Annotated in this window: 16 protein-coding genes; 8 read left to right on the top strand and 8 right to left on the bottom strand. The window is 60.8% G+C overall.

The genetic code is table 11. The features are described from left to right. Positions 1–77 precede the first annotated feature (77 nt). From gluQRS to G5253_RS10510, 7 genes are all read left to right on the top strand, one after another. The gene (gene gluQRS / locus G5253_RS10540) at positions 78–986 is read left to right on the top strand and encodes a tRNA glutamyl-Q(34) synthetase GluQRS (protein WP_266135252.1); all 909 of its coding nucleotides are present in this window, start codon (positions 78–80) and stop codon (positions 984–986) included. A 255-nt stretch (positions 987–1,241) separates the two neighbouring features. Further along, positions 1,242–2,708: a polynucleotide adenylyltransferase PcnB gene (pcnB, locus tag G5253_RS10535; RefSeq protein ID WP_266135253.1), complete on the top strand. Its 1,467-nt coding sequence runs from the start codon at positions 1,242–1,244 to the stop codon at positions 2,706–2,708. An 11-nt stretch (positions 2,709–2,719) separates the two neighbouring features. Next, a complete protein-coding gene (gene folK, locus G5253_RS10530; protein ID WP_005354659.1) occupies positions 2,720–3,229 on the top strand; it encodes a 2-amino-4-hydroxy-6-hydroxymethyldihydropteridine diphosphokinase in 510 nt (169 codons plus the stop codon). Continuing rightward, positions 3,226–4,020, top strand: coding sequence for a 3-methyl-2-oxobutanoate hydroxymethyltransferase (gene panB, locus G5253_RS10525; RefSeq protein WP_005335640.1), 795 nt, complete (start codon positions 3,226–3,228; stop codon positions 4,018–4,020). Before folK ends, panB begins: the two co-directional genes overlap by 4 nt. Before the next feature lie 201 nt (positions 4,021–4,221). After that, positions 4,222–5,079 carry a pantoate--beta-alanine ligase gene (gene panC, locus G5253_RS10520; RefSeq protein WP_005335639.1) on the top strand — a complete coding sequence of 286 codons (858 nt, stop codon included), beginning with the start codon at positions 4,222–4,224 and terminating at the stop codon, positions 5,077–5,079. A 24-nt stretch (positions 5,080–5,103) separates the two neighbouring features. Further along, positions 5,104–5,454, top strand: coding sequence for a putative quinol monooxygenase (locus G5253_RS10515; RefSeq protein WP_216979460.1), 351 nt, complete (start codon positions 5,104–5,106; stop codon positions 5,452–5,454). Between the two features lie 144 nt (positions 5,455–5,598). Next, positions 5,599–6,969, top strand: a complete 1,371-nt coding sequence (locus G5253_RS10510; protein ID WP_266135254.1) for a cation:dicarboxylate symporter family transporter — start codon at positions 5,599–5,601, stop codon at positions 6,967–6,969. Between the two features lie 83 nt (positions 6,970–7,052). Here G5253_RS10510 and G5253_RS10505 read toward each other — a convergent pair whose 3' ends face one another. From G5253_RS10505 to hpt, 8 genes are all read right to left on the bottom strand, one after another. Continuing rightward, positions 7,053–7,580: a rhodanese-like domain-containing protein gene (locus G5253_RS10505; protein ID WP_266135255.1), complete on the bottom strand. Its 528-nt coding sequence runs from the start codon at positions 7,578–7,580 to the stop codon at positions 7,053–7,055. 4 nt (positions 7,581–7,584) lie between these two features. Continuing rightward, positions 7,585–8,022: a MauE/DoxX family redox-associated membrane protein gene (locus G5253_RS10500; RefSeq protein ID WP_213389336.1), complete on the bottom strand. Its 438-nt coding sequence runs from the start codon at positions 8,020–8,022 to the stop codon at positions 7,585–7,587. Further along, a complete protein-coding gene (locus G5253_RS10495; protein WP_149152221.1) occupies positions 8,019–8,327 on the bottom strand; it encodes a DUF3343 domain-containing protein in 309 nt (102 codons plus the stop codon). Before G5253_RS10495 ends, G5253_RS10500 begins: the two co-directional genes overlap by 4 nt. Then, the gene (locus G5253_RS10490) at positions 8,324–9,106 is read right to left on the bottom strand and encodes an acyl-CoA dehydratase activase (protein WP_266135256.1); all 783 of its coding nucleotides are present in this window, start codon (positions 9,104–9,106) and stop codon (positions 8,324–8,326) included. Before G5253_RS10490 ends, G5253_RS10495 begins: the two co-directional genes overlap by 4 nt. 9 nt (positions 9,107–9,115) lie before the next feature. Continuing rightward, the gene (locus G5253_RS10485; RefSeq protein ID WP_266135257.1) at positions 9,116–10,267 is read right to left on the bottom strand and encodes a double-cubane-cluster-containing anaerobic reductase; all 1,152 of its coding nucleotides are present in this window, start codon (positions 10,265–10,267) and stop codon (positions 9,116–9,118) included. Positions 10,268–10,493: 226 nt separating this feature from the next. Beyond that, positions 10,494–11,267 carry an ABC transporter permease gene (locus G5253_RS10480; protein WP_266135258.1) on the bottom strand — a complete coding sequence of 258 codons (774 nt, stop codon included), beginning with the start codon at positions 11,265–11,267 and terminating at the stop codon, positions 10,494–10,496. Further along, positions 11,264–12,181, bottom strand: a complete 918-nt coding sequence (locus G5253_RS10475; RefSeq protein ID WP_005354634.1) for an ABC transporter ATP-binding protein — start codon at positions 12,179–12,181, stop codon at positions 11,264–11,266. Before G5253_RS10475 ends, G5253_RS10480 begins: the two co-directional genes overlap by 4 nt. 111 nt (positions 12,182–12,292) lie before the next feature. Continuing rightward, the gene (gene hpt, locus G5253_RS10470) at positions 12,293–12,823 is read right to left on the bottom strand and encodes a hypoxanthine phosphoribosyltransferase (RefSeq protein WP_005335618.1); all 531 of its coding nucleotides are present in this window, start codon (positions 12,821–12,823) and stop codon (positions 12,293–12,295) included. 201 nt (positions 12,824–13,024) lie between these two features. Between hpt and G5253_RS10465 the strand changes: the two genes are divergently transcribed. Beyond that, entirely contained in the window at positions 13,025–13,639 is a 615-nt protein-coding gene (locus G5253_RS10465) for a TetR/AcrR family transcriptional regulator (RefSeq protein ID WP_042079938.1), read from the top strand. Positions 13,640–13,700: the final 61 nt, after the last annotated feature.

Raw genomic sequence — 13,700 nt, 5'->3', positions numbered from 1 at the left:
CGGGCTCCCTTTTTTATTGAGCTTTTGGCGGTCGCGCCCCAGAATGCAGCCTCAATGAATTGCTTACCTGAACAGTCATGCCAGTGAATCCCCCGTCCTCACCCCTTGCACGTCCCTATGTCGGCCGCTTTGCACCTTCACCCTCAGGCCCGCTCCACTTCGGTTCGCTGATTGCGGCCCTCGGCAGCTTTTTGCAGGCCAGAGCGCAGCAGGGGCGCTGGCTGGTGCGCATCGAGGATATCGACCCGCCGCGGGAAATGGCAGGGGCTGCGACCCTGATCCTCAAGACTCTTGAAGCATATGGTCTCGAGTGGGATGGGGAGGTGATGTTCCAGAGCGCGCGCCACGGCCGTTATGACGAGATCATCGACCAGCTCTACCGGGCGGGGGATCTCTACTGGTGCCGCTGTACACGGCGCGAAATTATGGCCGTGGGCGGTCTCTACAGCGGCCACTGCCGCACCCTCGGGCTTGCGGCCGAAGGTTGCGCCGCCCGGCTGCGCCAGCACCATCCGGTCTACCACTTCGACGATCGCTTGCAGGGCCATATCGCGGTCCCTGCAGCGCTCGCCGAGGAGGATTTTATTATCCGCCGCCGCGACGGGCTCTACGCCTACAACCTGGCGGTGGTGGTGGATGACATGGACAGCGGCATCACCGAGATAGTGCGCGGCGCCGATCTTCTGGAGCCCACGGTGCGCCAGATTGCCCTTTATCAGACCCTGGGGGCGCCGGTGCCCGACTGGGTGCACCTGCCGCTGGCGGTGCTGGCAGATGGCAACAAGCTCTCCAAGCAGAACCATGCGCCGGCCCTGGCGCTCGATGAGGTGCGACCGGCCCTGTGGCAGGCGCTGCACTTCCTCGGCCAGTGCCCGCCCCCCGAGCTGATGGCGAGCCGGATCGACGAGATCATCGAATGGGGCATCGCCAACTGGCAGCTCGAACGGGTGCCAGCCAGCGAGAAGATCCCGCTGGACATTGAGTAAAGAGAGCCGGTTTTCGTGTAATAGGACGTGAGCTGGGCGCTGATAGACAGCTATTTTCGCTGACAGACGGTTTCATGCGGGATCAATTGTCAGCACGGTTTTTCATTTGGTCAGGTGTGAGCTATGTGCAGATTGACCGCTATTTTCGCTGGCAGACGGTTTCATGCGGGATCAATTGTCAGCACGGTTTTTCATTTGGTTAGGCGTGAGCTATGATAGGCCGCTATTTTTTGGCCTCCCGTCAATTTAGAAGTCATGAAGAGGTGTACCATTTTTTCCCAGATCGCAAACTTTTGCCGCAAGGTGCTCGGCAAGGAAGACGGCGAGCAGTCGGTGGAATCCCCCATTCCAGCCCGTGTCGCCGGTCAACGTCGTACCTTAAGCCGTGATCAGCACCCTATTTCGCGCAAAGAGATCAGCGAGAATGCACTCAAGGTGCTCTATCGCCTGAACAAAGGGGGCTATGAGGCCTACCTGGTCGGCGGCGGAGTCCGGGATCTGCTGCTCGGGAAGACGCCCAAGGATTTCGACATCGCAACCGATGCGACGCCGGAGCAGATCAAGGCGCTGTTCAGCAACTGCCGCCTGATTGGCCGTCGTTTCCGCCTGGCCCACATTGTCTTTGGTCGTGACGTGATCGAAGTGGCCACCTTCCGGGGTCACCACCATCAGGTCAATACCAGCAAACATGTGTCGGCCCAGTCTGATGAAGGCATGCTGCTGCGCGACAACGTCTACGGCACCATCGAAGAGGATGCCGAGCGCCGCGACTTTACCGTCAACGCCCTCTACTACAGCGCCAAAGATTTCACCCTGCACGATTTCGAAGGGGGTCTGGAAGATCTGGCCGAGCGCAAGCTTGAGCTGATCGGCGATCCCGAGACCCGTTATCGTGAAGATCCGGTGCGTATGCTGCGCGCCGTGCGCTTTGCCGCCAAGCTGGATATGACCATCAGCCCGCGTACTGCCGCCCCCATCAAGGAGCTGGCGCCACTGCTGCAAGACATCCCGGCTGCCCGCCTGTTTGAGGAGACCCTCAAGCTGTTCCTGGCTGGCGACGGTCTGGCGACCTACAAACTGCTGCGCGAGTATGGCCTGTTCCAGCAGCTCTTCCCGCAAGTGGCTGCGCTGTTTACCCCGCACGGCAACTCGCCTTACGAACAGTTTATCGAGCAGGCGCTGATCGATACCGACACCCGGGTTCGTGAAGAGAAACGCGTCACTCCCGCCTTCCTCTACGCCACCTTGCTGTGGGGCTGCGTCGAGGCCCGTGGTCGGGTGCTGGAGAACGAGAGCGGCCTGCCCTGGTATGACGCCTTCATGCTGGCGATCAACGAGGTGCTGGACAATCAGGTGCGGATCATCGCCGTTCCCCGCCGTTTCACTACCGATGTCCGCGACATCTGGGCACTGCAACAGCGTCTGACCCGTCGTCAGGGCAAGCACCCCGAGCGCGCCATGGAGCATCCCAAGTTCCGCGCGGCGTTCGACTTCCTGTTGCTGCGCAACCGGGTCGAGCGCGGTCTCGGCGAGCTGGCCAGCTGGTGGGAGCGCTATGTTGCCTCCAATCCGGATGTGCGCCCGCAACTGCAGCGTGAAGCGACCCGTCGCCCGGCCAACGGTGAGCGCGGTGAGCCCCGCAGCCACGATGGCGAGAAGCGCAGCAGCAACAGCCGCAACCGTCGTCGCCCCCGTCGCCGCAAACCGAAAGTGGCCGAGTGACAACAGACGTGATGACCGAGGTCTTCATCGCCATTGGTTCCAACCTGTCTGATCCGCTGGGTCAGGCTCGTCGCGCCGTTGCCGCCTTGGCAAGGTTGCCGGAATCTGTGCTGGTGGAGGCCTCGTCGTTTTACAGCAGCCGCCCCATGGGCCCTGCTGACCAGCCGGACTACGTCAATGCCGTGGCCCGGCTCAATACCCGGCTCGCGCCCCTTGCGCTGCTGGATCAATTACAAAAAATCGAGCTGGAACAGGGACGTGTGCGCAAAGATGAGCGGTGGGGGCCGAGAACTCTGGATCTCGATCTGCTGCTCTATGGGGATCAGGTGATCAACCATGAGCGCCTGATCGTACCCCACTACGGCATGAAGGAGCGGGAGTTCGTGCTGCTGCCCCTTGCCGAAATTGCGCCTGCTCTGGTGCTGCCCTGCGGCACCCCGCTCGCCCGACTGGTTGCCCGCTGCCCGCACAATGATTTGGCCATCATTGCCCCGCGTGCAGACGTACAGGAGCCTCTATGAGCAAGATCACCACCGCCAGCCTGCTGAAGATGAAGCAGGAAGGTCAAAAGTTCACCGCCATCACCGCCTATGATGCCACCTTTGCCAAGCTGTTCGACGACGAGGGGGCCCACGTGCTGCTTATCGGCGATTCGCTGGGCATGGTGCTGCAAGGGGGTCAGGATACCCTGGCGGTCAACATGGATGAGATGGTCTATCACACCCGCTGTGTGGCGCGCGGTGCCAGCAAGGCACTGGTGGTCGCCGACATGCCGTTCATGAGCTACGCCACCCCCGAGCAGACTTACCAGAACGCCGCCCGCCTGATGGCGGCCGGTGCCCGCATGGTGAAGATGGAAGGGGGCGACTGGCTGTGTGATTCCATCCGCCACCTTACCCGCAACGGGGTGCCGGTGTGCGGTCACCTCGGCCTCACTCCGCAATCCGTTCATGTCTTTGGTGGCTTCAAGGTGCAGGGGCGTGACGAGTTTCAGGCGCAGGAGATCTACCGCCAGGCCCTCGAACTGCAAGCGGCCGGTATCCAGCTGCTGGTGCTCGAGTGTGTGCCCACTGCGCTGGCCGAGCGCATCACCAAGGCGCTTCGCATCCCGGTGATCGGCATTGGTGCCGGCCCCGCGACCGATGGTCAAATTTTGGTGATGCACGATGCCTTTGGCGTCACCTCCGGTTACGTGCCCAAGTTCACCAAGAACTTCCTGGCCGAGACCGGTGATGTGCGTGCCGCCATCCGCCTCTATGTGCAGCAGGTGAGCGAGGGGAGTTTCCCCGGCCCGGAGCACTGCTTCAACTGATCCTGGCAGTTGCATGATGGGGGCTGCGGCCCCCGTCTCTGCTTGTCAGCCTCGCACAGTTAATCTGTATAGCTAATCCGTATCTTATTGATTCATCTAAAGGTGAACTGCTGATAGCTATGTTCGTGCCCCATCCCGCCCGAGCGCTATCTGTGGATGCAACCCGTCTCTCTTTTTGATTTATCGGAAGGTGAACTGCTGATGTTGGTCGTAAATAATCCCGTCGTTCTGCGTGAGCAGATCAGCCAATGGCGCCGTGAAGGGCGTGCCATCGCATTCGTGCCCACCATGGGCAATCTGCATCAGGGCCACCTGACGCTGGTGAAAGAGGCGCACAGCCACGCCGAGAAGGTGGTGGTCAGCATCTTCGTCAACCCGATGCAGTTCGACAAGGCCGAGGATCTTGCCAACTATCCGCGCACTCTGGAGCAAGATTGCGCCGCGCTGGAAGCGGCCGGTGTCGATATGGTGTTCACCCCGACCCCGGAGATCATGTATCCGCAGGGGCTGGCCAGCCAGACCTTCGTCGAGGTGCCGGGTCTCTCCAATCTGCTGGAGGGGGCACTGCGCCCGGGTCACTTCCGCGGGGTCAGCACTGTCGTTACCAAGCTGTTCAATCTGGTACAGCCGGATGTGGCCTGTTTTGGCCAGAAGGATTACCAGCAGCTGGCGCTCATTCGCAAGATGGTGGCCGACATGGCGATGCCCATCGAGATCGTTGGCGTGCCCACCGTGCGGGCCGAAGACGGGCTGGCGCTCTCTTCGCGTAACGGCTACCTGACTGCCGCCGAGCGGGCCATTGCCCCCGAGCTGGCGCGCACCATGAACTGGATCGCCGAGCAGATTGAAGCGGGTGATCACCACCTGCCCTCCTTGGTGGCGCAGGCCAGCCAGCGTCTCGACAACGCCGGTTTTCGTACCGATGCCATCGACATCGTCGATGCCGCCACCCTCGAATCCGCCACTGACGAGAGCGCGCAGCTGGTGATCCTGATGGCCGCTTATCTTGGCAAGGCCCGTCTTATCGACAATCAAGTGGTCACGCTGCAGCAAGCCTGAGCCCGCCACAACCAGGAGGACCCCATGTCCAAGAAGGTTTACTGCATTGCCCAATTCCTGCCCAAACCCGGTCAGGAGCAGGCCCTGTTTCAGGTGCTGCAGGCGCTCGAGCCCAACACCCTGCGTGAGGATGGCTGCCTGCAATATCGGGTGACCCGCCACATCGCGAGTCCGTTTGCCGAGGGGGAGAGCTTCCCCATCGTGTTCAACGAGATTTGGCAAGATATGGCGGCTTTCGAAGCCCACTGCCAGCGCGCGGAGATCAAGGCTTTCTTCGAGCGTTACTGTCTGGCGGAAGATGGTTTGGCCGCGAAGTGGAATGTCTGCGTTTATAGCGACGAACCCGAACAGTACGACACCCCCGTAAAGAAGTAATACCCCCAATTGCCAGCGGACGCCCTCTTGGGCGTCCGCTGCTTTTTCACGCCTGCAATCCGGCGTTCTCCCCCGCGACCCCGCTCGCACCCTCTGTTTTCGCTTTCCACAATCGGCCCTGATGGCCGCTACAGGTGTTTATTTATGTTTACCTTGTTTGCTTCGTTGCTCTTCTGTCTGCTCTGTTTTGCCCTGACCCGGATTCCCTCTACTGTGCCGCTCTCGCGCAAGGTACTTGCGGGTCTGCTGCTTGGCGCCCTGTTCGGGCTGGCGCTGCAACTGGGCTGGGGCGCCGATGATGCCGGCGTTCAGCAGACCCTGGAGTGGGTCAATATCATCGGCGGCGGCTATGTCAGCCTGCTCAAGGTGGTGATGATGCCGCTGGTGTTCACCTCCATCCTCTCCGCCATCAACAAGCTGGATCAGGCCCAGTCCCTCGGCAAGATCAGCGCCGTGCTGATCGGCTCCATGCTGACCCTGGTGATGATCGCCGGTGTGGTGGGGATGACGGTGACCCATCTGAGCGGTCTCACTGCCGAGGGGCTGTTGAGCCACGGCAGCGACACGGCAGCGCTGCAACAGAGCATGAGCACCATCGACAGTGCCCAGACCCTACCAGCCCTGCTGCTCTCGCTGGTGCCCACCAACTTTGCCGCCGATATGGCGGGTAGCCGCGGTCTCTCGGTGATCGGCGTGGTGATCTTCACCGTGCTGGCGGGGGTTGCCCTGCTGCAGTTGAAGGTGGAGCATCCAGAGGCTGGTGCTCGCGCCGCCGTGGCCATCGACACCCTGCAACTGTGGGTGATGAAGATGGTGCGGGTGGTGATTGCGCTCACCCCCTATGGCGTGATGGCGCTGATCGCCCGGGTGGTGGCCCACTATCCCCTGAGCGAGATCCTCAGCCTGCTCGGCTTTATTCTGGTCTGCTACGTCGCCATTCTGGCGATGTTTGCGGTACACATGGTGATCCTGCTGCTGATCGGCCAGAACCCGCTGCACTATCTGCGGGAAGTGTGGGGTGTGCTCACCTTTGCCTTTATCTCCCGCAGCAGCGCGGCTTCCATCCCGCTCAGCATCGAGACCCAGCAACGTCTTGGCGTGCCCTCCAGCATCGCCAACTTTGCCGCCTCGTTCGGTGCCAACCTCGGCCAGAACGGCTGTGCCGGCATCTATCCGGCCATGATGGTGGCGATGATTGCCCCCATGCTCGGTATCAACCCGTTTGAACCCCTGTTCCTGCTGACTCTGCTGCCGGTGATTGCGCTGGGCTCCATCGGGGTGGCTGGCGTCGGCGGTGGCGGCACCTTCGCTGCGCTTATCGTGCTCTCCACCCTCAACTTCCCTATCGCGCTGGTGGGGGTGATGATCGCCATCGAGCCGCTGGTGGATATGGGCCGCACAGCTCTCAACGTCAACGGCTCCATCATGGCGGCGATGATCACCAAGCGGTTGCTGGGCAAGCAGTCGCTGGCCCAAGCGGAGCAGCCGCAGCCACTGGAGCAGGCCGCCAGTTAACTCCGAGTGTTGCCCAATATGAAAGAAGCCCGCAGTTGCGGGCTTCTTTCATATCGGCTGTGTTGCCTTGTGGGCAGACGCGGTTACTCGGCAGAGACGGGGTAACCGGCGCCTTTCCAGGCGAAGATGCCGCCCGGCACCCGATAGACCTGCTGATAGCCCTGAGTCACCGCCCAGGCGGCGGCATTGTGGCTGCGGCCGCACTTGACGAAGCCGCAGTAGATCGCCACAGGGCGGGCTTTGTCTTCACCCAGCAGCGTCTGGAACTGTTCCGCCGTGCCGCTTCCCTCGACGATCTCGCTCCAGTTGTCGCCGGACTTGGCCTCCTTCACGAAGACAAAGTTTTTGGCGCCCGGAATGTGCTCTTTCTTGTAGGAGTCCTCATAGGGCATGGTGTCGATGATCACCAGCTCCTCGCCCTTGTCCATCCGGGTCTTCAGCTCGGCCACGGTCAGCAGCTGATAGCCCCCCTGCTGCGCCTCCTGTGCCAGCTGCACAGCCGATTGCTCAAGCTTCACCTCCTGCTCGAACTGGTTGTCGCCACAGCCACCGAGGGCAAAGCTGGCGGCGATCAGCGAGGCCACCAGAGTGCGGGATCGCAATGTCATCATGTCACTACTCCTTCAGTACGGGAAAAACGGGGCGGGAAGTTCGCAGCAGGGCGCCCGCAAGCGTCAGTAGCAGCAGATCCCGCACAATGGCCTCCGGCAGCGAGCTGAGATCAGCCCTGCCCAGACAGCCGCAAGAGATGTCGAGCCCGATGGCAACGCCATAGCCCAACACCGGAATAAACAGGGCGAGCAGCCCGATCACCAGCCAGAGTCCCCAGCGCCGGTTGGCGATGACCGCAAGCCCTGCGCAGAGCTCAAGGGCAATCAGCCCCCAGGCGGCGAACGGGATTAGCGGCGGCCAGATCAGGCCAAAGGCGCCGATCTGCTCGATGAACAGGGCGGGGGAGACCAGCTTGAACCCGGCGGAGGCGAGGAAGAACCCCCCCAACGCCAGATTGGCCAGCATGCGCAGATAAACGGCCATGGGATAGATCTTTATCATCCATGACTCCGACTGCCAGCCACAAGCGTTTGCTTCGCCATGTCCGGGCTATCGGCCGGGTAGCGTGCCAGCTCCTGATAGTCGCCGTCCGCTTCGCAGTGAAAGACAGCGGCGGTTTCACCGTGCTGACACCACTGTTGCCACTCGTCTGGCGGGCAGTGCAAGCGAATGGCGAGGCCACAGCCGGCGCTGAGCAGGCGCGGTACATCGCAGACCCGAAACGACTGACCGTGCTGCTCCAGCCGCTTGCGCATCCTGATCGTGCCGAGGGTGGAGTGGAACAGGTAGAGAAACTCCTGATTCATGATTTGCCTCCCGTGCTGGCGCGCGCGCCGAACAGGGCAGCCCCCAGCGCACCGGCAAACTGGGCGTCCGGGTGGGTGGCCACTTCGCAGCCCAACCCTTCGGCCAGATAGTGGCGGAAGGTGGCGCAGTGGCTGACGCCGCCGGTAAAGAGCACGCTCGGTCGGGCGCCGAGGCGGCCGATAAAGTTGGCACTGCGCCGGGCCATGGAGCGGACGATACCGGCCAGGATTGACTCGGCCGGAATGCCCGCCGAGCGCAGGCTGATAGCCTCCGATTCGGCAAACACGGTACACATGCTGCTGATGTCGTGGGGCTCGGCCCCTTGCAGCAGTTCGTCAAGCTGCTCGACCCGGGCACCCAGAGTGCGGGTGATCACCTCGAGAAAGCGACCGGTGCCGGCGGCGCACTTGTCGTTCATCAGAAAATCGGTGAGGTTGCCGTCGCTATCGAGCTGGATCACCTTGCTGTCCTGCCCGCCGATGTCGATGACGGTGTGTACCGATGGGCAGAGCAGGCGAGCGCCCAGCCCGTGGCAGGAGATCTCGGTGACTCGGCGATCGGCGAACGACGCCAGATCCCGGCCATAGCCGGTCAGCGTCAGATAAGGTCGTTGGGGCAAATCGGACGAGAGCTCCTCCCAGCCTTGCTCGATGGCAGCCAGCGGACGAAAGGGGGTCGGCACCAGAAAACGGCGGACGATACGCCCGCCATCCCGGCTGTCGAACAGGATCCCCTTGGTCGCGGTGGAGCCCGAGTCAATCCCGATGGAGAGTGACACGGCGCCTCCTTACAGCATCTCGATAAAGGCGGCCAGCCGGGTCGCCAGTTGTCCCTTGTCGGCGCTGGAGTAGTCGGTCTCGACTGCCATGTAGGGGATACCGTGGCGTTCGCGCACATGGCGCTTGATGGCGAGCGACTCCACCGCATAGGTGTGGCAAGCCTGCAGGATCACATCGATCACTCCGTCCGCCTGATACTCCTCCACCATCTGGCTCAGCAGATTCATGCGCTGGTGGTTGGGAGAGATGCAGGAGCAGCCGATGGCCAGATACTTGTCGGTCAGCGCATCGAACGGGTCGCCCTCTTCGCTGACGCACTGCTCGGTTGCCTTGGCGCCGGTGCAGTTCTCGTAACCCACCACCCAGCCGCCGAGCTCCTCGATGAGGCGCACCACCTTGTCGGCCGCGCCGCCGATGGGGCAGCCGGTGATGAGGATGCGCGGGCGGGCATCGAGCCGCTTGCCCTCGGCATACTCGACCTTGATGCGGCGGGTCATCTCCTGCAGCTCGCTGATGAGCTGCTCCTTGTCGAAGCGGAAGGTGGCGCCATAGACCACCTTGAGCAGGTCGGTACCGCTGAGTGCCGGCGGATTGAGCTGGCCCAGCCGGTAGAAATCGGCCAGCGCGCGGCGCTCGCGGTTTTTCAGCACGATGGCGTCTCGCAATGCCTGCTCTCTGATGGGCTTGCCGAACTGCTGCTCCAGCAACTCCTTGAAGCGGACGATTTCGCTGCGCCACAGGGTGCGGGAGGCTTCGTCATCGGCGCGGTTGGGCAACTGCATCACATGCACCGGTTTGAACTCGGCCATGTACTCGTACATCTTCTTCTTGCCGTCACAGGTGGTTTCCCCCACCACCAGATCGGAGAAGTAGAAGTAGGGGCACTTGTCGGTCTTGCCGAAACCGTAGCTGCTCTTGATCAGCGGGCAGAGGTTGCGGGGCAAGTCTTTCTCGGCCTCCTCGATGGTCTCGTCGCTGGTGGAGCAGAGCGATACCACCACCGCGCCGGCGGCCATCGCCATCTCCTGCGGCATAAAGGTGCAGTAGGTGCCGACCAGGGGGATCTGTCGCTCCTTGAGTGCCATCACAGCCAGAAAGCCCTGACGACGGGCATCTGAAAAACTATCGAAAATGGCTGGCAACTCGGTGATAAGTGACATAGGCGATCCTGCCCTGATGAGAGAAATGAAGAGACGGACGAGCCATCCGTGACGGCACATCCAACCGCGAGAATTATACCTTTGGGGGTAATTCGAAAATTGCGGTGGATCACAAGGTGTCAGGTAAATCCTTAATAACAGGCAGGTTATTGAGAAGGGGGCTGGCAGGTTGAAGGGGCTACAGGGGGAATAAAAAACGGGCACCGCGAGGTGCCCGTTTTGGTCATCAGTGGCGCAGGCCGGTGCCGCGGGAGATAAGCCACCAGGCGATACCGTAGAGGGCCACGATAAAGCCGATGATGATGAGGTAGGCGGTGCCGAGCGGCACGTCGGAGATGCCGAGGAAGCCGTAACGGAACGCGTTCACCATGTAGATGATGGGGTTCACCTGGGAGACACCCTGCCAGAAGGGGGGCAGCAGGCTGATGGAGTAGAACACCCCGCCCAGATAGGTGAGCGGTGTCAGCACGAAGGTGGGGATGATGCTGATGTCATCGAAGGTCTTGGCAAACACCGCGTTGATAAGGCCACCCAGCGAGAAGAGGACCGCGGTGAGCAGCACGGTGAAGCAGACGCTGAACAGATGGTGGATCTGCAGCGGCACGAAGAACAGCGACACCAGGGTGACGATGAGGCCTACACAGAGGCCGCGTGCCACGCCTCCGCCCACGTAACCTGCGATGATGACGTAGTTGGGCACCGGCGCCACCAGCATCTCCTCGATATTGCGCTGGAACTTGGCGCTGAAGAAGGAGGAGGCGACGTTGGAGTAGGAGTTGGTGATCACCGACATCATGATGAGGCCGGGCACGATGAACTCCATGTAGGTGAAGCCACCCATGTCACCGATGCGCGAACCGATCAGGTTGCCGAAGATGACGAAGTAGAGGCTCATGGTGATGGCCGGTGGTACCAGGGTCTGGATCCAGATCCGGGTAAAGCGGCTCACCTCCTTGGCCAGAATGCTCTTGAAGGCGATGTAATAGATGGCCAGATTCATGCTTTTCTCCCCTCTTCGACCAGATTGACGAACAGCTCTTCCAGCCGGTTGGCTTTGTTTCGCATGCTCACGACCTGCACCTGCTGGTTCGACAACTGCTCGAACAAGCTGTTGAGTGACTGGCTCTTGTCGAGATCCACCTCAAGAGTGCGCTCATCCGGCATACGGCCGTTGAACTCTGGCACCTCGGGTACGGCAGAACCTGGCGCAAGGTCGAGCAGGAAGGTCTCGCGACCCAGCTTGCCCAGCAGATTCTTCATGCTGGTGTTCTCGATCAGACGACCCTTGTCGATGATGCCGATGTTGCGGCAGAGCATCTCGGCCTCTTCCAGATAGTGGGTGGTGAGAATAATAGTGACGCCCTGCTCGTTGAGATCCTTGAGGAAGGTCCACATGGAGCGGCGAATCTCGATATCGACCCCGGCGGTCGGTTCATCGAGGATCAGCAGTTTGGGTTCGTGCATCAGGGCGCGGGCGATCATCAGACGGCGCTTCATGCCGCCTGAGAGGGTGCGGGCAGGCATGTCGCGCTTCTCCCACAGATCGAGCTGGCGCAGGTACTTCTCGGCGCGGATCTTGGCTTCCGCCTTGGGCACGCCGTAGAAACCGGCCTGATGGGTGACAATCTGGATCACCTTCTCGAACTGGCTGAAGTTGAACTCCTGCGGCACCAGTCCGAGCTGGGCCTTGGCCTGTTCGAGATCGCTGTCGATGTCGTAGCCAAACACCTTCACCTTCCCGGCGCTCTTGTTCACCAGCGAGCTGATGACGCCGATGGTGGTGGACTTGCCCGCGCCGTTCGGGCCGAGCAGGGCGAAGAAATCCCCCTGCCTGACGGTAAGATCGATGCCTTTAAGGGCTTCGACGCCCCCCTGATAGGTCTTTTTCAGGCCGCTGATTTCCAGTGCGTTCATTGCAACCTCTGTGATGGTTGAATCCGGCTCGATACAGAAAAGGCGGCCAAGGCCGCCTGCACAGAGTAAAGGGCGCAAGGCCGCTTCACCCGTGATATTCCTGAACCTGGCTTACTCCTGGGGTACCACTTTGCCGATAAACGGCAGGTTGCGGTACTTCTGGGCGTAGTCGATGCCACAGCCGACCACGAATTCGTCCGGAATGGCGAAGCCAATCCAGTCGACCGGCACCTGCACTTCGCGGCGGGAGGGTTTGTCCAGCAGAGTGCAGATGGCCAGGGATTTTGGCTCGCGCAGGGAGAGGATCTCGCGCACCTTGTTGAGGGTGTAACCGGTGTCGATGATGTCTTCCACGATCACCACATCCTTGCCCTTGATGTCGTCGTCCAGGTCTTTGAGGATGCGGACGTCACGGGTGCTGTGCATGCCGGAGCCGTAGCTGGAGGCGGTCATGAAGTCCAGGGTGATGGGCAGCTGGCACTGGCGGCAGAGATCGGCCAGGAAGATGCAGGAACCGCGCAGCAGCGCAATCATCACGACTTCGTCAGAACCCTGATAGCGGGCGGTGATCTCTTCACCCAATTTGGCGATCCGGGCGGCTACTTCAGCCTCGGAGATCATCACCTCGACGGTGTGTTTCATCACTTACTCCCATAAGGCCAAAGGGGATTTGGCCGTTCATGAATATCAAAACCGATGATTCTACCACTCATGTTGAAGGGTGCTAGAGATACGTGGTGCTTTTATCGGCTTATTTTAATTGATAGAGTTAGCAGGCACTCAGGCATGATTAGTTAAAATACTATAAACACCATAATCAATAACTATTAGATGATAAAAACTATGGAACCACGCGCAGAAATAAGACGTCGTACCCGGCTGTCGCCGGAAGCTCGTCGCTCCCAATTGATGGAATGTGCCATCGAGGTGTTCTCCCGTCGCGGCATTGGCCGTGCAGGTCACGCCGAGATAGCCGAACAGGCCAAGGTCTCTGTGGCTACCGTCTTCAACTATTTCAACACCCGCGAGGAGTTGGTAGATGAGGTGCTGGCCGAGATCGAACGCTTTGTGAACCAGATGCTGTCGCAGGCATACGGTGACCAGGGCTCCATTTTCGACAAGATCCAGCGTCATGTACGCCTCTCTGTCGATGCCGCCTACGATCAACCGGATTATGCCGGTATCTGGCTGGAGTGGAGCTCATCGGTTCGGGAAGAGGTATGGCCCCGCTATACCCGGCTGCTCGATCACTGCCTTGAGCTGATCGCCAGCGAGCTGCAAACCGCCATGGATGCAGGGGAGATCACCAGCGTGCTGTCAGCACAGGATCTGGCCCGCTCTTTGACCGGTTTTGGCTATGTGATGATGCAGATGATCAATCAACCTCAGCGCCCGGCGCGCCAAGAGGTGACTGATTTCCTGTTCAAGTACGTGACGGCGCCAATTCAGGCTCGCTAACACGACTTAACGAAAAAACGGCGTCACTCATTGAGTGGCGCCGTTTTTTTATGGCCGAATG

Source organism: Aeromonas sp. 602658 (genome assembly GCF_049173005.1).
Lineage (GTDB): Bacteria > Pseudomonadota > Gammaproteobacteria > Enterobacterales > Aeromonadaceae > Aeromonas > Aeromonas veronii_A.
This window is presented reverse-complemented; position numbering and strand designations above follow the sequence as displayed.